The sequence below is a fragment of the Pontibacter sp. CAU 1760 genome (assembly GCF_054482735.1).
In genome coordinates this window covers 312901-334395 of sequence record NZ_JBTLRL010000004.1, presented here as the reverse complement: position 1 = coordinate 334395, position 21495 = coordinate 312901, and the positions used below count along the sequence as shown (strand labels likewise).

At 52.6% G+C, this 21495-nt stretch carries 17 protein-coding genes; 11 read left to right on the top strand and 6 right to left on the bottom strand.

Annotation, left to right across the window (positions count from 1 at the left end):
* Window positions 1–3 precede the first annotated feature (3 nt).
* Complete coding sequence (locus ACXYMU_RS08040; protein WP_458985851.1) at window positions 4–1131, top strand: outer membrane beta-barrel protein; 1128 nt, start codon at window positions 4–6, stop codon at window positions 1129–1131.
* Window positions 1132–1199: 68 nt separating this feature from the next.
* Here the strand turns inward: ACXYMU_RS08040 and ACXYMU_RS08035 are convergent, their stop codons facing one another.
* Window positions 1200–1949, bottom strand: coding sequence for a TrmH family RNA methyltransferase (locus tag ACXYMU_RS08035; RefSeq protein WP_458985850.1), 750 nt, complete (start codon window positions 1947–1949; stop codon window positions 1200–1202).
* A gap of 15 nt (window positions 1950–1964) precedes the next feature.
* Here ACXYMU_RS08035 and tamL point away from each other — a divergent pair, with 15 nt between their 5' ends.
* Entirely contained in the window at window positions 1965–4403 is a 2439-nt protein-coding gene (tamL, locus tag ACXYMU_RS08030; protein ID WP_458985849.1) for a translocation and assembly module lipoprotein TamL, read from the top strand.
* 79 nt (window positions 4404–4482) lie between these two features.
* On the opposite strand, the gene ACXYMU_RS08025 is transcribed toward tamL, so the two are convergent.
* Entirely contained in the window at window positions 4483–6561 is a 2079-nt protein-coding gene (locus ACXYMU_RS08025; RefSeq protein WP_458985848.1) for an alpha-ketoacid dehydrogenase subunit alpha/beta, read from the bottom strand.
* A 228-nt stretch (window positions 6562–6789) separates the two neighbouring features.
* Between ACXYMU_RS08025 and hemF the strand changes: the two genes are divergently transcribed.
* The 4 genes from hemF (at window position 6790) to ACXYMU_RS08005 (ending at window position 11623) form a co-directional block, all read left to right on the top strand.
* Window positions 6790–7689, top strand: coding sequence for an oxygen-dependent coproporphyrinogen oxidase (gene hemF / locus ACXYMU_RS08020; RefSeq protein WP_458985847.1), 900 nt, complete (start codon window positions 6790–6792; stop codon window positions 7687–7689).
* Between the two features lie 6 nt (window positions 7690–7695).
* Window positions 7696–8268: a phosphatase PAP2 family protein gene (locus tag ACXYMU_RS08015; RefSeq protein WP_458985846.1), complete on the top strand. Its 573-nt coding sequence runs from the start codon at window positions 7696–7698 to the stop codon at window positions 8266–8268.
* A 71-nt stretch (window positions 8269–8339) separates the two neighbouring features.
* Window positions 8340–10685, top strand: a complete 2346-nt coding sequence (locus ACXYMU_RS08010; protein ID WP_458985845.1) for a TonB-dependent receptor — start codon at window positions 8340–8342, stop codon at window positions 10683–10685.
* Entirely contained in the window at window positions 10682–11623 is a 942-nt protein-coding gene (locus ACXYMU_RS08005; RefSeq protein ID WP_458985844.1) for a DUF4249 family protein, read from the top strand. Before ACXYMU_RS08010 ends, ACXYMU_RS08005 begins: the two co-directional genes overlap by 4 nt.
* A 47-nt stretch (window positions 11624–11670) precedes the next feature.
* Here ACXYMU_RS08005 and ACXYMU_RS08000 read toward each other — a convergent pair whose 3' ends face one another.
* Window positions 11671–12258: a riboflavin synthase gene (locus ACXYMU_RS08000; protein WP_458985843.1), complete on the bottom strand. Its 588-nt coding sequence runs from the start codon at window positions 12256–12258 to the stop codon at window positions 11671–11673.
* A 232-nt stretch (window positions 12259–12490) separates the two neighbouring features.
* On the opposite strand from ACXYMU_RS08000, the gene ACXYMU_RS07995 reads away from it, so the two are divergent.
* The 3 genes from ACXYMU_RS07995 to ACXYMU_RS07985 all read left to right on the top strand — a co-directional run bounded on the left by ACXYMU_RS07995 (window position 12491) and on the right by ACXYMU_RS07985 (window position 14453).
* Window positions 12491–13150, top strand: coding sequence for a protein-L-isoaspartate(D-aspartate) O-methyltransferase (locus tag ACXYMU_RS07995; RefSeq protein WP_458985842.1), 660 nt, complete (start codon window positions 12491–12493; stop codon window positions 13148–13150).
* Window positions 13151–13261: 111 nt separating this feature from the next.
* Complete coding sequence (locus tag ACXYMU_RS07990; RefSeq protein ID WP_458985841.1) at window positions 13262–13804, top strand: acyl-CoA thioesterase; 543 nt, start codon at window positions 13262–13264, stop codon at window positions 13802–13804.
* A 1-nt stretch (window position 13805) separates the two neighbouring features.
* Entirely contained in the window at window positions 13806–14453 is a 648-nt protein-coding gene (locus tag ACXYMU_RS07985; RefSeq protein ID WP_458985840.1) for a hypothetical protein, read from the top strand.
* An 89-nt stretch (window positions 14454–14542) separates the two neighbouring features.
* On the opposite strand, the gene ACXYMU_RS07980 is transcribed toward ACXYMU_RS07985, so the two are convergent.
* From ACXYMU_RS07980 to alaS, 3 genes are read right to left on the bottom strand one after another with little or no spacing between them, the layout of a single operon-like run.
* Window positions 14543–15664: a redoxin domain-containing protein gene (locus ACXYMU_RS07980; RefSeq protein ID WP_458985839.1), complete on the bottom strand. Its 1122-nt coding sequence runs from the start codon at window positions 15662–15664 to the stop codon at window positions 14543–14545.
* Between the two features lie 10 nt (window positions 15665–15674).
* Window positions 15675–17132 carry an Asp-tRNA(Asn)/Glu-tRNA(Gln) amidotransferase subunit GatB gene (gene gatB, locus ACXYMU_RS07975; protein WP_458985838.1) on the bottom strand — a complete coding sequence of 486 codons (1458 nt, stop codon included), beginning with the start codon at window positions 17130–17132 and terminating at the stop codon, window positions 15675–15677.
* Window positions 17133–17146: 14 nt separating this feature from the next.
* The gene (gene alaS, locus ACXYMU_RS07970) at window positions 17147–19783 is read right to left on the bottom strand and encodes an alanine--tRNA ligase (RefSeq protein WP_458985837.1); all 2637 of its coding nucleotides are present in this window, start codon (window positions 19781–19783) and stop codon (window positions 17147–17149) included.
* Between the two features lie 203 nt (window positions 19784–19986).
* Between alaS and ACXYMU_RS07965 the strand changes: the two genes are divergently transcribed.
* Both ACXYMU_RS07965 and dprA read left to right on the top strand, forming a co-directional pair.
* On the top strand, window positions 19987–20334 hold the full coding sequence (locus tag ACXYMU_RS07965) for a MerR family transcriptional regulator (protein ID WP_458985836.1): 348 nt from the start codon (window positions 19987–19989) through the stop codon (window positions 20332–20334).
* A gap of 20 nt (window positions 20335–20354) precedes the next feature.
* Window positions 20355–21479 (top strand): DNA-processing protein DprA, encoded by a 1125-nt coding sequence (gene dprA / locus ACXYMU_RS07960; RefSeq protein WP_458985835.1) that lies wholly within the window; start codon window positions 20355–20357, stop codon window positions 21477–21479.
* Window positions 21480–21495: the final 16 nt, after the last annotated feature.

The window sequence follows — 21495 nt, the reverse complement described above, 5'->3', positions numbered from 1 at the left end:
ATTATGAAACGATTATTTCTACTGCTTGGCATCTGCCTGGCAACGGCTACCGGTACGTTCGCATCAAACGGACCAACAATTGGTCAGCGCCTCCAACCCGAACAGGATACGATTGTGATCAAGATGGCCAACGGTGCCAAAATGATCCTCCAACTCCAGAACATCGAGCAGCTGAAAGCCTTCCAGAACTATAGCCTGGACTCTTTGATGCGCGAACTGAACACCTACGTGGCTCGCGTAGACAAAATGGAAAAGACAGGGGACGGCCCCAAGGATATGACTGTGACATTTAACACCTCTAAGTCAAAGGACGGAAAAACGGAGCAGGTCACAGTAACGGTGCAGGAAAACGAACAGCAGACGCAAACAGGAGAAGTGAAAAAGGAACGCCACGAAATCCGGATCAACAAAAAATTTAAGATCGATGTGGAGATTGAGGAAGAGAACGGCAACACGAAGGTGAACGTGGACATGCCCACCAAAACCCAACGCGACTCCATCCAGCACAAGCGACACGAAGAAGAATATAAAGCTACCAGATTTGGGTTTGATGTGGACCTCGGTTTGAATGCCTTCACCGATAAAGGCACTGTGGACCTGCGCCCGGGTGGCTCCCGGTATGTTAGCCTGAACTGGCGCTTAAAGTCCCGGGTGGGTGGCAAAAAGAGTCCTTTCAACCTGGTATCGGGGCTTGAGTTTGCCTTCAACAACTATATGTTTGATGATAATGTAATACTGGAGGAAGTAGGCAACACGACGGTTTTCAGAGAGGTGGAGGGTGTCAACTTCGAGAAGTCAAAGTTAACGCAGTCTTCTGTGAACCTGCCGCTGATGGCCACCCTGGAGTTTGACCGTGATAACGGAAAAGACGGCTTCACGATTGGCGCCGGCCCCTTTGTAGGCTACCGCCTGGGCAGCCATACCAAACAGAAGTATGAGCTGGAAGGGCGCACGGAGAAAGACAAGACGCGCGACTCCTTTAACCTGACTGATTTCCAGTATGGCCTGGAGGGCGTGGTAGGATACGGCGGCGTAAACTTGTTTGCCAAGTACAACATGAACGACCTGTTCAAAGAAAACCGCGGGCTGCAAACCAGCGTGGTGAGTTTCGGATTCAGGTTGATGTACTAAGCAGTTCAGTTGAACCTAAAACAAAAGCGAGGAACCTGATTGGGTTCCTCGCTTTTGTTTTAGATACTTTAAGAAGCCTGCCTTCTGAAGTTGTCGATGATGATGGCCGTAGCCGTAGCCACGTTCAAGGACTCTGCCTGACCAAAGGCCGGGATTTTGATGAGTTGATTCACCTGAGCGGCCACCTCGGGCCGAATGCCGTTCGCCTCGTTGCCCAGCACCACAATGCCCTCGGGTTTTAACTGCATGGCATGAAGGTTTTCGCCGGCCAGCGAGGCTCCGTAAATCTTCGTATTAGCGTTATGCTGCTGCAGCCACACAGGCAGGTCGGTGTAGTGCACCTGCACGCGCGTGAAAGAACCCATCGAGGCCGCTATCGTTTTAGGGTTGTAGAAATCTGCGCAGGTTTCAGAACAAACGATCTTGGAGATGCCATACCAGTCGGCAATGCGAACAATGGTGCCCAGGTTACCGGGGTCGCGGATATCGTCCAGGGCAATCATAAAATCGTGCGGGTGGCATTGCAAGGGAGGCAAAGGGCGCATGCGCGCCACAGCCAGGGCCGCGTTATTGCTCGAGAAGGTGCCCGCTTTCACCAGTTCCTCTTCGCCAACGATGTCAAAGGCAAGGCCTTGCGGCAGGCTTTGGCTGTGCTGCCGGTAAAAATCACCGGTCATGAACACGTACTCTACCTCGAAATCTGCCTGCAGCAGTTCAATTACGCTCTTGGCTCCTTCCACCACAAATGCCTTGTGTTGGCTGCGGTATTTTTTTATTTGCAGGGATTTAATATACTTTACAACTGCTTTAGACAACATAAGTAGGCTATACGTTTGAAACCACGATTATACATATCTGTTCTGGCATTTACAACGGTGTGCCTGCAGGGCTGCATTACGACCCGCTACCTGGCCGAGGATGATAAGCTGCTGGTGGGCATTAAACCCGAAGGCCTTGAACTTGTAGAGCCCACTGCCATACAGGCACTTTACCAGCAGGACCCGAACCGCATCGTGCTTGCTTCCACGCCCTACCTGGCCCTGTACAACTTCGGTAAAAAGTTTTATGATCCGGCTAAAATTCAGGAGCGGATCGAGAAACAGCGGCTGAAAAAAAACCGCAAAATCGCGGAAGCCGGCACCGACTCCGTCCGGGTGCAACGCCTCCGGGCCAAGTTCGATAACCGGATTGACCGCCTCCAGGAAAGTAAAAAGGAAGGCAATTTCCTGATGAAGATTGGCGAGCCACCGGCCATCTATGATTCTCTGCAGATGCAGCGTACCATGGAGCAGGTTGACATTTACCTCAATTCCAAAGGTTTTTTTAACCATCAAGCAAGCTATACCAAAGAAGTCAAGAAAGACAAACTGGTATACATTACCATTAACATCGACGAGCACGAGCCATACCGCTACAGCGACTTCAGCTATGGTATACCTGACACGGCGGTGCTGAATCTGGTGAAGTCGGCCGCTGAACGCTCGCTGCTGCAGCTAGGCGACAGGTATGACGAAGACAAGCTGTCTGGGGAGCGGGACCGCTTGTATAGCCTGATGAAAAATAACGGGTATTATGACTTTGCCCGCGCCTACATCGAGTTTGAAGTAGACACCACCTATGCCGGTAAAACCGCTCAGGTAAAAACGCTGATCCAAAACCCCGACCAAGGGCAGCAACACCCGCAGTATACCCTGCAAAACGTATATATGAAAACAGATGCTGACCGCTTCGGCATCCCCCGCGACACAGTAACGTTCGACGGCATCAACTACCTGGCCTACAAGCATCGCTTAGCCCCACCTATACTCGACAAAAAAGTGGATATTTACCCGGGGCAGCGATATAGCCAGCTCCGCACCTCCACCACGCAACGGAAGCTGTCGGACCTGGACGTGTTTCAGTTCAACAACATCCTTTACAATAAAGTCGGCACGGATTCCACATACCTGCTGAATGCGTACATTAATGCCGTGCCTGCCAAGAAGTTTCAGGAGACCCTGGAGCTGGGTTTGAATTTCACTGAGCGTACGCCAGGGCCGTTTTCGAGCGTCAGGCTGCGGGTCAGGAACCTGTTTGGTGGTGCCGAGAACCTGGACATCGGCTTACGGGGTGGCATCGAGGGCCAGATCAGTATCGACGACAACAACCGCACCGTGCTCATCAGGGAAGTGGGCGGCGATGTGGCGCTTTCTTTCCCTGTTATCCTGTTCCCTTTCTCAAATAAGAACTTCCTCTCGTCGTACAGCCCGCGCACCCGGATTTATACCGGCTATACCAACAGCGACCGCCAGCAGTACGTGCGCACCAATTATGAACTGGGCCTGGACTACATCTGGCAGGTCACACGCAACCCGCTCAGGCCACCCGTTATGCAGTTCATCCTGTCGCCCGTGAACCTGAACGTGGTGCAGGGCGAAATTCTGGACCGCAATTTTGAGCGAAACCTGATCGCCAACAGCGAGGGCAGTCGCTCCCTGATCGAGAGTTTTTCGGATGGTATCATCTCCTTCATTGGCTTTAACTTTATCTACAATACCAACGACTTTACCCAAACCCGCGATGCGCGCTATTTCAGGGGCTTAGTTGAGGTCGGGGGATTGAGCAAGGAGTTGGGGCTGGACCTGAGCAATAACAAATTACAGACCTTCCAGTATTTCCGTATCAACCCTGATTACCGCCGTTACATTCCGCTGGGTGGCTCCCGCTTTTTCGTGTACCGCTTGAATGCGGGGGTGGCCGCACCCATCTTCGATTCGCAGGTGCTGCCCTATGAGAAGCACTTTTTTGCCGGTGGCGCCAGCAGCGTGCGGGCCTGGCAGTCGCGCCGTTTGGGCTTGGGCTCCTACGCCTCTGTCAACGCCGTCGAGAATACCGAACCGTATGACGTAGACATTACCCGCGACTATGAACTGGAGCAACCCGGCGAGGTGCTGGTGGAGGCGAACATAGAGTACAGGTTCAACATCTTCAGCTTTTTAAACGGGGCTTTATTTGTGGATGCAGGAAATGTATGGCTGTTAAGGCCTGACGCAAACAGGCCGCGTGCCAATTTTGAGTTTGACCGGTTTTACAGGGAACTAGCAGTAGGCACCGGATTTGGCATCCGCATGGACCTTTCCGTGCTCATCCTCCGCTTCGACCTGGCCACCAAGGTGTATGATCCCGCAGGTTTCCAGGGAGATAAGTTTATACTCAACAATTTCAATTTTGCTGATTTTTTCACCCGGAACAACCAAAGCACCTTGCAGATAGGGATAGGCTATCCGTTCTAAGCTTAGAGCAGGTATAAAAAAAGCAGAGGTGGCCGCATGATAACGGCCACCTCTGCTTTTTTTATACGGTCGAGTCCGGTTAGTACTCGAGCAGATTCTTAATTGCCCCGGTCACTTTGGTAGCATTGGGCAGCATCATTTTTTCCAGTTCTACATTGAGTGGTATAGCTGGGAGGTTCGCAGCGCCAAAGGTCTGTATCGGCGCATCGAGTTGCTGAAAGCAGTCTTTCGAAATCCGGCCAGCCAGAGATTCCGCGAAGGAGTTCATCAGCGGTTCCTCCGTCAGCACCAAGGCCTTTCCGTGGCGCACTACAGCGGCTTTCACGGTATCATAATCCAATGGGTTGAGCGTGCGCAGGTCCACGATCTCTATAGAACCCGGGAATTGCCTGGCAGCTGTTTTCGCCCAGTATACCCCCATGCCGTAGGTGATGACAGCCAGGCTATTGCCCCTCCTGATTTCCTGCTCATCGGCGTGCTGCACAATGTTAGCTTTGCCGAGTGGCAGGATATACGCCTCGTCTGGCTCGGGCATTTTGGCGTCTTCTGTGCCCGGCACCTTCGACCAGTAAATGCCTTTGTGCTCGAGCATCACCACCGGGTTCGGGTCCAGGAAAGCAGCTTTCATCAGTCCCTTCATATCAGCGGCATTGCTCGGGAACACGACCTTTATACCCCGGATGTTGAGGAGTGAGGATTCGATACTGCCAGAGTGATAGGGCCCGCCCCCACCATACGCCCCAATAGGGACACGGATTACGGATTGCACCGGGAACTGTCCGTTAGAAAGGTAACAGCTTTTAGACAACTCCTCCACCAATTGGTTTATACCGGGCCATATATAATCGGCAAACTGAATCTCCACGATGGCTTTCGCCCCAATTGCCGACATACCCGCCGTGGATCCAATGATATAGGCTTCCTGAATTGGCGTGTTGAACACACGGGCATCACCGTATTTTTTGGCCAGCAATGCCGCCTCACGGAATACTCCGCCTAACTCACCGCCCACATCTTGGCCATAGAACAGGGCCTCCGGGTAGGTGCGCAAAATATCGTCCACGGCATGCAGCGCGGCATCCACCATGGTTACTTTCTCGGCTCCGGCAGGCTGGCGTTCTCCTTGCTCAGCCGTAACTGGTGTGGGAGCGAACTCGTGCAAATCGAAAGTTTCAGGGTCGGGTGACGGGGCGGCCAGGGCCTTCTCATAATCCTCGGCTACCGTGTCACGCGCTTCCCGTTCCAGCGCATTTATTTCGGCCTCACTCACATCAGCATCCAGCAGGGTTTGGCGAAGTTGCGGGATCGGGTCATCCACCTGCTGCTCTTCCAGGTTGGTGCCACGGTACCACTCGCGGCGCACGCCGGAGGTATGATGGCCCAGCAGGGGCACTTTGGCGTGCACCAGCACCGGGCGGCGCACTTTGCGGGCATAGTCAAATGCAACCCGCATGCCTTCGAACGACTCCACAAAATCAGCACCGTTTACGCGCAAACGCTCCATCCCTTTAAAGCCGCCCGCATACTCATAGGCATCCATGGCGCGCATCTCGCGGCCTGTGGCAGAAATCCCCCAGTCGTTGTCCTGGATCAGGTAAACGATCGGCAGGCCTTTCAGCACCGCCATTTGGAACGCCTCGGCCACCTCACCCTCTGTCACCGAACCATCGCCCAGTGAGCAGAGCACAACAGGCTTTTCATCATTTCCCAGCAGCCCCTGCCCTTCCAGATAGGCAATGGCGTGGGCCATGCCCGTGGCCGGAATGGCTTGCATGCCGGTGGCAGAGCTTTGGTGCGGTATGGTCGGGAAGCCCTCGCGCTTCAGGGATGGGTGCCCGTAATACGTGCGCCCGCCCGAGAAAGGGTCGTCGGCTTTGGCCATCAGCTGCAACATCAACTCATACGGCTCCAACCCAATACCCAGCAGCATCGAATCGTCGCGGTAGTACAGGGAGGCATAATCGAAGGGCTGTAACTGGAAAGCTGCGGCTAGTTGAATGGCCTCGTGGCCACGCGAGGTGCTGTGCACATACTTGCTGCAAACAGCCTTGTTCTCTTCGTAAGTGTCTGCCAGGGTTTTGGCAGTTAGCATCAGCCGATACGCTTTTTTTAACAGATCAACGTGCAGCTTCGTAGCCGCCATAGTCTCTTTAGGCATAGCATTCAAAAGGTTTGCAACAAGGTACGAATTTAGGTCTTGGAAGTAAAATGTGCCCACAGGCTCGGTAGTGCCACTATAATTAGGTAATTTTGCGACATTGAAAGCCGGGATTTCGGGTTTGTAAACAGAACAATAACAGTTGCGGCTGTTTGTTCAGAAGATGGCAATATTTTAACTGATTGCCCGCGATAATTTTTTTCAAAAGAGCACCGTTCCTTTTCAAGAATGTTCAAAGACAAAGTAGAGGCGTTCATGCGCCAGTTTCAACAAGACCTGATTCAAGCCCTGGAGGCCTGCGATGGCGGTGCCACGTTTAAAGCCGATGCATGGGAACACGAAGGCGGCGGCGGGGGCATTTCCTGCATCATCGAGAAGGGGGCAGTGCTGGAAAAGGGAGGCGTAAACTTCTCCGCCGTGCAGGGCGAGCTCTCCCCTGCTTTCCTGAAGATGCTGCAAATGCCCGACCCGGCCTATGTGGCTACCGGCGTGTCAGTGGTGATGCACCCGCATAGCCCGATGGTGCCGATCACGCACATGAACGTAAGGTATTTTGAGGCGGGCAATGGGCAGGCATGGTTTGGGGGCGGCATCGACCTGACGCCTATTTACCTTAACCTGGAGCAGGCCAAGGCTTTCCATACCCAAATGAAGGCTGTCTGCGACAAGCACCATCCCGCCTATTATGCCGAGTTTAAAAAATGGGCTGATGATTATTTTTATAACGAGCACCGGGAGGAAACCCGCGGCGTGGGCGGCATCTTCTTCGACCGTTTAACCGAAACCGATGAAATTAGCCTGGAGGAGCGTTTTGCCTTTGTGCAGGATGTGGCCTATGCTTTTATACCTTTTTATACCAGCATCATCAACCAAAACCGCGACCTGCCTTATGGGGAGCGCGAAAAGCAGTGGCAGCTGTTGCGCCGGGGCCGCTATGTGGAATTCAACCTGGTGTATGACCGCGGCACGAAGTTCGGCCTGCTAACCAAAGGGCGCATCGAGTCTATCCTGATGAGCCTGCCGACAAATGCCTCGTGGCTATATAACTTTGTTCCGGAGGCGGGCAGTCCGGAGGAGCAGATGCAGGCCTACCTAAAAAAAGACATCGACTGGATAAACGCACAGTAGCGCACCATGGAGGAACTAGATCAACTGGACCAGGATGTTTTCCTGTACCTGAACGGGATGCACAGTCCGGCTTGGGACAGGGTGATGGTGCTGGTCTCTGACAAATACTTCTGGATACCCTTCTACGCCCTGCTGATCGGGTACCTGGTATGGCGCTACCGGCGCCAGAGCATCCCGATGCTGCTGTTGGCGGTGCTGGCTATTGGCCTGGCTGATTTCGTGGCCTCCGGTATGTTCAAGCCTTACTTTGCGCGCCTGCGCCCCTGCCACGACCCCGCGCTTTCTGCGGCCATAAACATTGTGAAAGGCTGTGGCGGAAAGTTTGGCTTTATGTCCTCGCACGCCTCCACGGGATTTGCGTTGGCCGTTTTCTTTAACCTGATCTTGGCTGACCGCTACCTCATTTTCAAGATCGTGCTGGTTGCCTGGGCCGTGGTGGTGTCTTATAGCCGCATCTACTTGGGCGTGCATTACCCCGGTGACACGATTGCGGGCGCTTTACTGGGTTCCTCGTTGGCTTATGGCTGCGCCCTCGGGTACAACTTCCTGTTGAACAAATACCCCTCGCTCGTGCGTTAAACCTTTACAGGGACTCGCTGTTCTTGCTGAAACCACAAGCGCCTATTTTGCCACGTCTTTCCTTCTCTTTTTTGATACTCCTTTTGCTTTGTGCGGTTGGGTCCTCCTTCGCGCAGCGCAGCTACGTGCTCTCAGGCAGGGTAACGGATGCGGTGTCCGGGCAGGGCCTGGCCGGGGCTGCCATTGGCTTGCGGCAGTATAACCTGGGAGCCACCACCGACGCCAAGGGATACTTTTCCTTCACTGCCCCGGCAGGCGCATATACCCTTGGGGTTTCCTACATCGGGTATACCCCACAGCAGCGCCTCATCGAGTTGTACAGCGACTCGCAACTTAACATAATGCTTGCACCGGCATCCTACCAGGTGCAGGAGGTAGAAGTGAAAACCACCCGCCAGCCCCCTATTACCGAAACCGCTACGCTGGGCCAACTGGAGTTGCCCATGGAGACCATCAAGACGCTGCCTGTGCTGTTTGGTGAGGTGGATATTCTCAAAACGGTGCAGTTGCTGCCGGGCGTGCAGTCGGGTGGCGAAGGGAATACCGGCTTTTATGTGCGGGGAGGCGGTAGTGACCAGAACCTGGTGCTCCTGGACAAAGCTACTATCTATAACCCGGGCCATCTTTTCAACTTCTTCTCCGTGTTTAACAGCGATGCCATCGAAAATACTACCTTGACCAAGGGTAGCATGCCAGCACGGTATGGCGGGCGGCTTTCTTCGGTGCTGGACATTGAGGGCAAGGATGGCGATACACAGGGTTTTCGGGCAGACGGCGGCATTGGGTTGATCTCTTCCCGGTTAACGGTGCAAGGGCCCTTGGCACAGGATAAAGCCTCTTTTATACTTTCTGGTCGCCGAACCTATATTGATGCACTGCTAAATCCTTTCCTGAAAAATACAGACCAGGGCGGCGTGCCTTACCGCTTCTACGATCTAAACGGCAAGCTGCAATATCACCTTTCTCCCCGGGACGAACTCTCGCTGAGCGGGTATTATGGCCGCGATATCGGAAACCTCAAACTGTCTGACGGCCGGTTTACATCCAAGTTTTTTTGGGGCAACGCCACTGCCACTGCCTTGTGGCGGCACCAGTTCAACGACAACTGGACGATGGACGTGAGCGGGGTGCTGAGCAAGTATACCTTTGAGTTTAACTGGGATTATGGCGGCTATGAGACCATCCTGCAAACAGGTGTCCGGGATTATACCTCTCAAGTGGATTTCAAGCACAAGCTGCATCCAAATCACAATTTGCAGTATGGCGTGCAGTATACTTACAACATGCTGCGGCCTCGTACCGGCGAGGCGATTGGCGAAGATGGCGAGAACTTTGGGACCACGCGGGTTTTGCCCAAATTCGGCCACGCGTCCGCCATTTATGTTTCCGACGACTGGAGCATTACACCCAGCCTGCTTTTGAGCCTGGGCTTTCGGAACAGCTTTTTCACTCAGGTTGGGCCTTTCAACTTATATAGCTATAACCCGGATGAAACGGTGGCTGACTCTGTGGTGTATGGCAACGGAGAAGCCGTGAAAAGCTTCAGCGCACCGGAGCCGCGCATTTCCGTGCGGTACCTGCTTTCCGGCCAGTCCTCCCTCAAAGCCGGGTTTACCCGTTCAGCGCAATACCTGCATTTGGTGTCGAATGCCTATACCACGCTGCCGCTTGATGTATGGGTGCCTAGTTCGGCGATTGTGGAGCCACAGCGTGCCACGCAATTTGCCCTGGGTTATTTTCAGAGCTTCGCAAAAAACCAGTATGAGGGTTCGGTAGAGGTATATTACAAAGACCTCGAAAACCAATTGGAGTACCGCCAGGGCTACTCGCCTGGCCCCAGTAACCGCGACCTGGAGTATGAGTTTGTGAGCGGAAACGGCACCTCTTATGGGGCTGAGTTCTTTCTCCGTAAAAACTACGGCGACTTCCAGGGTTGGATCGGGTATACCCTTTCCAAAACCACACGCCAGTTTCCGGACCTCAACAACGGAAACAAGTTCCCGGCTCGCTTCGACCGGCGGCACGACCTGTCTATTGTGGGCAGTTACCACCAAAACGAGCGCTGGACGTTTGGAGGCAGTTATGTGCTGGGAACCGGGCAGGCCACTACCCTACCGGTGCGCCGGTATTACCTGGAAGGCACCGTGAATTACCAGTATGGCAGCCGAAACAGTTTCAGGATGCAACCGACGCACCGCCTGGACCTAGCTGCCACCTTAACCGGGAAAAAATCGGAACACATCTCCTCGAGCTGGACCTTCTCAGTGTACAATGTCTACGGCCGCCGCAACCCTTTCCTGTATTACGTGGACAGCGAGGGCAGCCCTGACGGACAAAACTTTAAGCTGCAGGCTAAAAAGGTCTCCATCATACCTTTCCCCTTGCCTTCTGTCACCTGGAATTTTAGCTGGAAATGAAAAGTGCTTTCATACGATATTGCCTGGCACTATTGCTGCTGCTCACCCTTAGCCGCTGCGAACAGGACCTGACCATCGATTTGCCTGCCGGCAAGGAGTTGCTGGTGGTAGAAGGACATATGGAACAGGGCCATCCGCCTTTGGTCATGCTGACCCGCTCGGTACCGGTCTTCTCGGATGCCTCACTGGCTGCGTTGGAGAATAGCTTTGTGCATGGCGCGCGCATAACTGTTACCTCTCACGGAAAAAGTTACCCTTTGTGGGAGGTGCCCTCCGCTGAGTTCTCGGAAGAGTTACGGCAAGCCGTTAGCCTGCAGTTGGGTATACCCATCGCTAGTCTGCGAAATCCTGAGATATTTCAGGTTTATGTGTATACCACAACAGAACTCACCGGCGAGCTTGGTAATAGCTACCGGTTGGAAATTCAGCACCAGGGGCAAGAGCTTTCGGCTGTCACCACCATCCCGCAGTTAAACCCCATCGACTCGCTCTGGTACCTGCCGCACCCCGACCCCAAACAGGATAGCCTGAAAATACTGCACTACCGCTATGTGGACCCCGATACATTGGGCAACAGCATCCGCTATTTTACAAAGCGCAACAGCGAGCCCTTCTATGCGGGCCTTTTCAGTTCGGTGTTTAATGATGAGTTAGTGAACGGCAAAACCATTTCCTTCCCGCTGGACCGGGGAGAACCCAAAAACCAACGCGAAGTAGACCTGGAAAAGTACAGCTATTTTGGAGTAGGCGATACGGTAACCGTGCGCTGGGCCGCTATCGACATACCGCATTACCGCTTTTGGTATACCCTGGAGAACGAGCAGAACAGCAACGGCAGCCCGATCGGCACCCCCAACATCACTCAGTCCAACATCAAGGGAGGATTGGGCATTTGGGGTGGGTATGGCGTGTCATACCACCGAATTATTATCAAGTGAAGCAGTGTTAGAAGCACGTGAATCAAAGGGCATGCAGTTCCTGCGGATTAACTTTTACCCAGCAGCCTCGCCACGTACTTGCCGATGATATCGAACTCCAGGTTCACCGTATTGCCGGGCTTCACGTGTTGCAGATTGGTGTGTTCGTAGGTATAGGGGATAATGGCCACCGAAAAACGGTCATCATGTGAGTTCACGACAGTCAGGCTGATGCCGTTGATGCAAATAGAGCCCTTCTCTACGGTGACATTCCCTTTCGTAGCGTCATACTTAAAAGTGAAGACCCAGCTGCCGTTCTCATCCTCCACAGATTCGCAAATCCCGGTTTGGTCTACATGGCCCTGCACCACATGCCCGTCGAAGCGGCCATTGGCTTGCATGCAGCGCTCTAAGTTCACGACATCCCCTTCCTTCAGGTTGTTCAGGTTCGTCTTCTGCAGTGTTTCGTCGATGGCAGTAACGGTATAAGTATCGCCATTTATACCCACCACCGTCAGGCACACCCCATTATGGGCCACGCTTTGGTCTATCTTTAACTCGTTGGTAAATGAGGAGGTAAGAGTAAAGTGCTTGTTAGTGTTTTCTTCCCGTATGGCGGTCACGCGACCCAGTGTTTCTATAATCCCTGTGAACATATTCTGTGTTTTTAATCCAATGCCTTGTGCGGTAATAAGCCACAACGCACACTTGTGTTTCTGAGAATGGCAAATTAACAGCTTTTGGCATCATAAGTTCAGCTATATTTTTTAAAGTTTAAATCGTGCGGAAAGGCGAAATTCTAAGCTGAGATGATTATTTTCGCAAACTTACATTGTTAGAGCAGGTTTTAGCACGCATAAAGCTTCATTTTTAAAACGAAAAAAACAGATGCAGACAGACTCGTACAGACACAAGGGCATGCGCCGCGCTTTGGTTAAGGTGTTGCAGGAGAAAGGAATCCGTGACCCGCGCGTGTTAAATGCCATCGATGTTGTGCCGCGTCATTTCTTTTTCGAAAAAGCGTTCCTGGAGCAAGCCTACCAGGATAAAGCCTTCCCCATTGGCGAAGGGCAAACCATTTCGCAGCCCTATACTGTTGCCTTCCAGACAGAGCTGCTGCAGTTGAAGCCCTCGGACAAAGTGCTGGAGATTGGCACCGGCTCGGGTTACCAATGCTCTGTGCTTCTGCAACTAACGCCGCACGTGTACACCATCGAGTATAACCGACCGCTGTACGAGAAAGCAGTGATGTACTTTAAAAAGCAGAGCCTCCACCCCCATACCTTTCACGGCGATGGCTCCGAGGGTTTACCGGCTTATGCCCCATACGATAAGATAATAGTTACCGCAGGTGCGCCCGGCGTGCCCAAAACCCTGGTGCGGCAACTTAATGTGGGAGGTTCTTTGGTGATCCCCGTGGGGGATGAGAAAAGCCAGACAATGCTGCGCATTAACCGGGTGGCCGAGAACGAGTTTACCAGGGAGGAATTTCATGAGTTCAAGTTCGTGCCTTTGCTGGGCAAATCAGGTTGGGATAATTTGATGTAGTATCGGCTGGGATTGCGCTCGTTGGCCCGAATTGCCGTGGAAGTACGGTCCTTTATTTTCTGCTTACCGGAAAGGAGCGTATCTTTGAAGCTTCAATACACCATCATTTAAATGCGCAAAACTAAAAAAGTACAAGACTCTTACGTGATCATGACGGAGCTGGTGTTGCCTAACGACACCAATACCCTGCACAACCTGATGGGTGGCCGCATGATGCACTGGATGGATATCGTTTCCGCCATCTCGGCACAAAAACACTCTAACCGTATTGTCGTAACGGCTTCCGTAGACAATGTGTCGTTCTCTGAAAGCATCAAGCTTGGCAACGTGGTGACGCTGGAAGCAAAGGTTACCCGCGCATTCAATTCCTCTATGGAAGTACACATTGTGGTATTTGCCGAGGACATCCCGAGCGGCAAGAAAGTCATGTCGAATCAGGCCTTTTTCACGTTCGTGGCCGTAGACCAGCTGGGCAACCCGATTGATGTACCGGAGGCTGTACCTGAAACCGAGGAAGAAGTTAAGTTATACGAAGGGGCTTTGCGTCGTCGGCAGTTGCGCCTGGTTTTGGCGGGCCGTATGAAACCGAGCGAGGCCAATGAGCTAAAGTCAATTTTCGAGATAAAAGAAGACGCCAAAGGTATAACGGAATAATATGGCAGGGCTGCAGGCAGATAGCATGAACGAGGAACTTCTGAGGAACCTCTTCACCGAAACGATTTACGTGGTTGCGGGTGAAAGCCATACCCCCACTTCGTTGCCCTCATCCGCGCAAGCAGAAGAACCAATCGCTACTGCTGTGAATGCGCCCAAAGCGGTGCCTGCTACGAAGAACCTCATCACAGACCATAAGCCAATAGATACGCCGGTTATTCCCCATGCACCGGCACCCGTTAAAAAACCAGCGGCACCAGGCAAGATTGATATAAGCGGTACGAACGACAAAGGTATTGTGGTGCTGGTAACCATCACGCCCGAAGCGTTTGCGCAGCTCCCACAACTTGGGTTCCTGCAGAAGATTTTGGGGGCAATCGGACTGAAGCCGACAGATGTCGCCTACGTGAACAATGTTTCCGGCGAGATTGCCAGGTTTGAAGAGTTGCGCCAGGAACTGCAGGTGAGTTATATCATCAGCTTTGCTAGCCGCATCGACACCGACCTGCCACACGACAAGTTTACGCTATACCACCCGGTCATGCTGGGCGATGTGCCGATTGTCTTCTCGCATGCGCTGGCGAAACTGGAGCACGATGTGGAGCAAAAGAAACTGCTCTGGAATGCCCTGCAGCAAGTGTTCTTTTAAGTTAAGACCTGACTCTGTTTCATAACAAAAGAGGCTCTTTCTGAAGGGAAAGAGCCTCTTTTGTGCTTCTGATATAATCGCGTTGCGGGCTAGTTAAGCAGTGAAGCCAGCTTTTGTTCCAGGTCCTCACCTCTCAAACCTTTGGCAACTATTTTGCCTTGCGGGTCGATAAGCACTGTTTGCGGAATAGCGGAGACATTATAGAGTTGCGCCGCGCTGCTCTGCCAGCCCTGTAAATCGGATACGTGTGGCCAGGTCAAGCCGTCTTTCTCAATGGCCTGCACCCATTTGTCTTTCGATTGGTCCAGGGATACACCAAAGATCTCAAAGCCAGCCCCCTTGTTCTTGTAGGCATTGTACATCTTCACCACGTTCGGGTTTTCCTTGCGGCAAGGCGTGCACCAGCTGGCCCAGAAATCAATCAACACGTATTTGCCTCGCAACGAAGACAGTTTTTTGGTTCCCCCGTCAGGGGTTGGCAGCGCGATATCCGGCGCTGTTTGTCCGATGGCTGTGCTCTTGAAAGGCTCCAGCCGGTTCTGAAGCATGGTGGTATACTTCGACGAAGGCAGCGTTGTGCTGAAAACCGTGGCCATGCTGTCGGCAAAGGCAAAATCGTTGTTCGGGTCGATCAGGCTGGCTGTACCGAAAGCGCTTACCACGGAGTTTGGGTGTTTGGCCAGAAAGTCCTTAACCTGGTTTTGCAGGTTCTGGTAAGCGCCACGGGCTTCTTCCGCTTCCTGTACTTTCCCCTCCTGCATTGCTTTGCTGAACTTTTGCTCTAGTTCGGCCTGCTGCTGGCGGGTGTCACTCACGATCTTGTTTAACTCCAGAAACAGCTTCGTGTCCTCGGAGCCTTCCACGGTGGCCGACGAGTTCAGGTTTTTGGCATCTGCCTCCAATTGAATCTTGCCTTGGTCTACCACCAGCATGATACCGTTCTGCTGATCGGTGGCGATGCGGTAGAACGTCGGCTCCGTCACTGCGCCTTCAAACTTGAACGTGCCATCCGCCGCTATCTGTGCCGTGTCGCGGGCAATAAACTGTGCTTCACCCATCTCATACAAATAAATCGGCCCTGCCGTGGCATTGGACAGTTTACCCTGAATGGTATAGTTGTCGCCGCTGTTGCTGGCAGTCATGTCGTTGCCCTGGCAACCAGCCAGTAGGCTTAGCGTTGAGGCAAAGAAGGCAATGTTCATTCGTTTCATAAAATCAGGTTTATGCGTTCAGGCTTTCGCGGAGCAGCTTATTCGCTATTTTAGGGTCAGCCTTGCCTTTGGTTTTCTTCATGATCTCTCCCATGAACATACCAACCAGCGATTGCTTCCCTGCTTTATACTCCGCTACTTTCGCCGGGTTTTCGGCTACTACCGCTTTCACGATTTCGGCCAGTTCATCAGCATTCGAATCCTGAAGCAGGTTCTGCTCTTCGGCAACCTGTAGCGCAGTTTTTGAAGGCTGGTCCAGTAGCACAGGGTATAGCTTTTTGGCTGCCACCGAGTGGCTTACTTTATTCTCATCTACTAAAGCGATTACCTGGGCAATTTGTTCCGGCTGCAGCGGGAAGTCCTTGATATGTAATTGCAGTTCGTTGAGGTACGACTTCACAGGGCCCATCATCCAGTTAGATGCGGCCTTGTAATTTTTAGTGTGTTTGCAGAGTTCCTCAAAGTAAAGCGCAATTTCCTTGGCGTCTGTCAACACGGCGGCATCATATTCCGGTAAACCATACTCCCCTACAAAACGGGCATAGAGCTCCTGCGGGAGGCTGGGCATCCCGGCCTTGATCTTATCCAGCCAATCCTGCTCGATGATCAAAGGTGGCAGATCGGGCTCCGGGAAATAACGGTAATCGTTCATGGATTCCTTGGAGCGCTGCGAAGAGGTGAGGCCCGTGTTGGCATCATACCCGCGTGTTTCACCTTCCACCTTCTCCCCGCTTTCCAGGATCATGATCTGGCGCTCGATCTCGTGCTCAATGGCACGCTGCACGTTGCGGAAGGAGTTCATGTTCTTCACCTCCACCTTGGTGCCATATATCGTAGAGCCTTTCAGCATCACCGATACGTTGGCATCGCAGCGCAAAGAGCCTTCCTCCATGTTGCCGTCGCAAATTTCAAGGTAGCGCACCAGGCGACGAACCTCGGTCAGGAAGTTATATGCTTCCACAGAATCTCGGATGTCCGGCTCGGATACAATTTCGATCAAAGGCACACCGGCACGGTTCAGGTCTACTAGCGTCTCGATTTCGCCGGGCAGGTGCATTGACTTACCGGCGTCTTCCTCCATGTGGATGCGGGTAATCCCGATGCGCTTGTCTTCGCCATCCTCGTTTTTCACCGTTAGGTGGCCATGCGTACAAACGGGCGTTTTGTCCTGGGTGATCTGGTAGCCTTTCGGAAGATCGGGGTAGAAATAATTCTTGCGGGCATACAGGTTGTAGCGCGTAATGTCGCAGTTCGTAGCCAGGCCCATTTTCACGGCCATTTCCACTACCTTCTTGTTCACGCGCGGCAAGGTGCCCGGGTGGCCAAGCGTAATTGCGCTTACGTTGGTGTTCGGCAGCATACCGTATTCCGTGGAGTCGGCAGCATAGGCCTTGCTCTCCGTTAACATCTGCGCGTGTACTTCTAAACCAATTACGGCCTGATACTTCTCTCTTATTTCTATATCCATCTGTCTTTTACAGATTAAGCGTTCAACGTCTTCTTAACTAATTCCAGTGCTTTTTGCGGCACCGCCTGCAAGCCAGAGGCCTCTTTACCGCCGGCAGTGGCATAGAACGGCTGTCCGCCGCCGCCGCCTTTTATCTCTTTGGCGAGTTCGCGCACCAGTTGGCTGGCGTTCAGTTTTTTGTCGGCCACCAGGTTATCCGACAGCATCACCGCAATCTGCGGCTTTCCGTCTACCTCCGCTGCCAAAACCAACACCAGGTTGTCTACCACCTGCCGCAGGTCGAAGGCCAGCTTTTTAAGGTGGTCGGCATTGCCCACAGCAACAGTATCGGCCACAAAGTTCACACCGTCCAGCACCTGTACCTGCCTGGCCAGGTGATCTTTCAGAGTAGATAGTTCTTTTAACTCAAACTGCTCTAGTTGCTTTTGAAGTGCCTTGTTGTCGTCCTGCAGTTTCTGCACAGCGCCAGACAGGTTGCTTTGCGTTCCGATCGCTTCGCGCACTGCATGGAGCTCGTTCAGCTGCTGCTGCACGTATTCTTCCGCCACCGTGGCTGTTACCGCCTCGATACGGCGCACGCCGGCAGCCACGGAGCTTTCCGAAACAATTTTAAAGTAGCCGATCTCTCCGGTATTGTATACATGCGTTCCGCCGCATAATTCCACAGAGTGCTCCCGGTCAAAGGAGATCACGCGAACAAACTCCCCGTACTTCTCGCCAAACAAAGCCGTCGCGCCCATCTCTTTGGCTTCGGCAATCGGGGTGTTGCGTTGCTCATCCAGCGGGATACACTGTCGGATGCGCTCGTTTACGATGTGCTCTACTTCCCGCAACTGTGCTTCTTCCACCTTCGAGAAGTGCGAAAAATCAAAACGCAGCAGTTTCTCGCTTACCAAAGAGCCGCGCTGCTGCACATGGTCGCCTAATACCTTTCGTAAGGCAGCGTGTAACAGGTGGGTGGCCGAATGGTTTTTGCGTATAAAGTTACGGCGTTCCAGGTCAATCTGGCTTTTGAAACCCGCTTCCACGTTTTGCGGCAGCTTGGCCACGATATGCAAAATCAGGTCGTTCTCCTTTTTGGTATCCAGCACCTCTACCTGCTCCGTAGCAGAAATCAGGTAGCCGTTGTCGCCCACCTGGCCGCCACTTTCTGCATAAAACGGAGTCTGGTCGAGCACCAGGTGGTATTCGCTCTTGCTTTTGGTCTTCACCTGGCGGTAGCGCACGATGTGAGAGTCTGCCACTTCGCAGTCATACCCCACAAACTCATTTACCACATCCGGTTGCAGCACCACCCAGTCGGTTTGCTCGGTGGCAGAGGCGTTGCGGGAGCGGTTCTTCTGCTGTTCCATCTCGGCGGAGAAGCCAGCCTCGTCCACCTTCAGGCCTTTCTCACGGGCGATGAGTGCGGTTAAGTCCAGCGGGAAGCCAAACGTATCGTACAATTCGAAAGCAGTTTTGCCGTCGATGGTATTGCTGTTCGCTTTAAATCTGTCCTCCAGCGCGTCCAGGCGCTTCAGGCCGTTTTCCAGGGTGCGTAGGAAAGCGTTTTCTTCTTCCTCGATCACGCGCTGCACAAAGCTCAGCTGCTGCTTCAGTTCCGGGAAAACATGCTCCATCTGGTCTGCCAGCACAGCGGCCAGCTTGTAGAGGAATGGTTTCTTGAAGTCGAGGAAGGTAAAGCCGTAACGTACAGCACGTCGCAGGATGCGGCGAATCACATAGCCGGCTTTGTTGTTAGACGGCAGTTGTCCGTCGGTGATGGTAAAGGCAATCGCACGGATATGGTCTGACATCACGCGAATGGCGATGTCCGTTTTTTCGTTCTCGCCATACGTGACACCCGCTTCCTTAGCGATAAATTGAATAAGTGGCTGGAAAACGTCGGTATCGTAGTTCGAGCGTTTGCCTTGTATGGCCATGCACAAACGCTCGAAGCCCATACCAGTATCTACGTGCTGTGCAGGCAGTTTTACCAGTGAGCCATCGGCCAGACGGTTAAACTCCATGAACACGTTGTTCCAGATCTCCACGACCTGCGGATGGTCGTTGTTTACAAGGTCCTTACCCGGCACCTGCGCGATCTCCTCCTCGGTGCGCAAGTCAATATGGATTTCAGAGCAAGGGCCACACGGACCAGTATCGCCCATCTCCCAGAAGTTGTCTTTCTTTGAGCCGTACAGGATGCGGTCTTCTGAGATCATGGTTTTCCAGATCTCGTAGGCATCCTGGTCTTTCTCCAGGTTATCTTTTTGGTCGCCCTCAAACACAGACACGTAGAGCCTTTCTTTAGGCAGTTGGTATACCTCCGTCAGCAGTTCCCAGGCCCACTGCAGCGCTTCCTTCTTAAAGTAATCGCCGAACGACCAGTTGCCCAGCATCTCAAACATGGTATGGTGGTAGGTGTCGTAGCCTACTTCCTCCAGGTCGTTATGCTTGCCACTTACGCGCAAACATTTCTGCGTATCGGCCACACGCTTGTAGGGGGCCGGTTTGTTACCCAGAAAGTAGTCTTTGAAGGGTGCCATACCCGCATTGATAAACATCAAGGTCGGGTCGTCTTTCACGACAAGCGGTGCAGAAGGCACTACCTGGTGTTGTTTAGAAGCGAAGAAGTCGAAAAACTTCTGCCTGATTTCAGCTGAATTCATGTATGAGTATTAAGCCTTTATATATTGCGTGCTATACTTGTTGTTTAATAACAAAAAATATCGAATTTTTGTCTGTCAGAACCCCGCTCACGCAGCGCCATCTGATAGTCACAATAGAGGCAAAAGTAGCATATTTTGAGCGTAATGAGTAGTGTCTGCTTCAAAATTACTAACAGGGAGGCCTTAAATATAGCAGATTAATTATGCCTTATAAAGAAAGAGAGATCGAAAAGCAGTACTATACCATCGGTGAGGTGGCCGCGCAGTTTGACGTTGCCCCTTCCCTGATCCGGTTCTGGGAAACAGAGTTTGAGCAACTCAAGCCTAAAAAGAATAAGAAAGGTAACCGCCAATACACTCCTAAGGATATCGAAACTCTCCGTACGGTGTACCACCTTGTGAAAGAGCGCGGCTATACTATACAAGGGGCAAAGGAGGTGCTCAAAAACAAGTCTGTACAGACAAAGGACAAGATAGAGATCATCGAGTCTCTGGAGAAGGTAAAGGCCTTTTTGCAAGGAATTAAAAGCCAGCTGAATACAAAAGAGTAAGTTAGCCGTATGTGGGCGGTATGGAAGATGACCAGCGACTGTATGAAGTTGCCCTTACACGGCTGCCCGGTGTAGGTCCGCAGCTTACGCGCCAATTGGTGAGTTATTGCGGTTCACCTCAGAACGTATTTGCCTGCCCGTCCGGGAAACTCTTAAAGATACCGGGCATTGGGCCGGGAATAGCCAAAGGCATTTTAGATGGGGCCAAAAACACGCTGCTAGAAGCAGAAGCCTTGTTGCGGAAAGCGGAAGAGCAGGAAGTCGAGTTGCTCTTTTATACCTCTCCCCGCTTCCCGGACCGCCTTAAGCAATTGCCCGATGCCCCCACGCTGCTTTATTACCGCGGCAACGCCAACCTAAATCATCCCCGCATCATCAGTATCGTGGGCACCCGCCAGGTTACCTCCTATGGGCAAACGGTTACGGAGCGTATTGTGGAGGATTTAAAAGCGCATAACGTAATGGTGGTGAGCGGTTTGGCCTATGGCATTGACATCATCACTCACAGAGCAGCGCTGCAGGCAGGCTTACCCACAATTGGCGTAATGGCCAGTGGCCCGGATATAATTTACCCCGCCGTACACCGCAAATATGCCGAGCGCATGCTGCAGCAAGGCGGGCTATTAACGGAGAACATTTTCGGGACAAAACCAGACGCCCCCCGATTCCCGGCCCGCAACCGCATCATCGCGGGAATGGCTGACTGCACGCTGGTGGTGGAGGCCACTTTAAAAAGCGGCACCCTGATTACCGCTAACCTGGCCCACAGCTACGACAAGGAAGTGATGGCTGTACCGGGCAATATCAACTCTCCCTCTTCGGAAGGGCCCAATCACCTGATCAGATCCCTGAAAGCAGCCGCTTATACCACTATAACCGACTTGGTGGAGTTAATGAACTGGGACCTACAAGATGAAGCCGTGGCAAGAAACAAAGCCAGGACGCCCGTTTTTGATGCAACAGATTATACCCCCGATGAATTGAAAGTATTGCGGGTGCTGCAACAAATCAAAGAAGAACAAATGGACAACCTGAGCTGGAAATCGCAGATGCCGGTAAGTCTTTTGGCCTCTGTGCTTTTAAGCCTGGAGTTTAAAGGGATCATCAAGGCTATGCCCGGTAAAAAGTTCGGCCTGATCGGCTAAACAGTGATTGGGTGAT

Coding starts and splice junctions, on each gene's coding strand:
- ACXYMU_RS08040 (WP_458985851.1), top strand. CDS start 4: ATGAAACGATTATTTCTACTGCTTGGCATCTGCCTGGCAACGGCTACC.
- ACXYMU_RS08035 (WP_458985850.1), bottom strand. CDS start 1,949: ATGTTGTCTAAAGCAGTTGTAAAGTATATTAAATCCCTGCAAATAAAA.
- ACXYMU_RS08025 (WP_458985848.1), bottom strand. CDS start 6,561: ATGCCTAAAGAGACTATGGCGGCTACGAAGCTGCACGTTGATCTGTTA.
- hemF (WP_458985847.1), top strand. CDS start 6,790: ATGTTCAAAGACAAAGTAGAGGCGTTCATGCGCCAGTTTCAACAAGAC.
- ACXYMU_RS08015 (WP_458985846.1), top strand. CDS start 7,696: ATGGAGGAACTAGATCAACTGGACCAGGATGTTTTCCTGTACCTGAAC.
- ACXYMU_RS08005 (WP_458985844.1), top strand. CDS start 10,682: ATGAAAAGTGCTTTCATACGATATTGCCTGGCACTATTGCTGCTGCTC.
- ACXYMU_RS08000 (WP_458985843.1), bottom strand. CDS start 12,258: ATGTTCACAGGGATTATAGAAACACTGGGTCGCGTGACCGCCATACGG.
- ACXYMU_RS07995 (WP_458985842.1), top strand. CDS start 12,491: ATGCAGACAGACTCGTACAGACACAAGGGCATGCGCCGCGCTTTGGTT.
- ACXYMU_RS07990 (WP_458985841.1), top strand. CDS start 13,262: ATGCGCAAAACTAAAAAAGTACAAGACTCTTACGTGATCATGACGGAG.
- ACXYMU_RS07985 (WP_458985840.1), top strand. CDS start 13,806: ATGGCAGGGCTGCAGGCAGATAGCATGAACGAGGAACTTCTGAGGAAC.
- ACXYMU_RS07980 (WP_458985839.1), bottom strand. CDS start 15,664: ATGAAACGAATGAACATTGCCTTCTTTGCCTCAACGCTAAGCCTACTG.
- gatB (WP_458985838.1), bottom strand. CDS start 17,132: ATGGATATAGAAATAAGAGAGAAGTATCAGGCCGTAATTGGTTTAGAA.
- alaS (WP_458985837.1), bottom strand. CDS start 19,783: ATGAATTCAGCTGAAATCAGGCAGAAGTTTTTCGACTTCTTCGCTTCT.
- ACXYMU_RS07965 (WP_458985836.1), top strand. CDS start 19,987: ATGCCTTATAAAGAAAGAGAGATCGAAAAGCAGTACTATACCATCGGT.
- dprA (WP_458985835.1), top strand. CDS start 20,355: ATGGAAGATGACCAGCGACTGTATGAAGTTGCCCTTACACGGCTGCCC.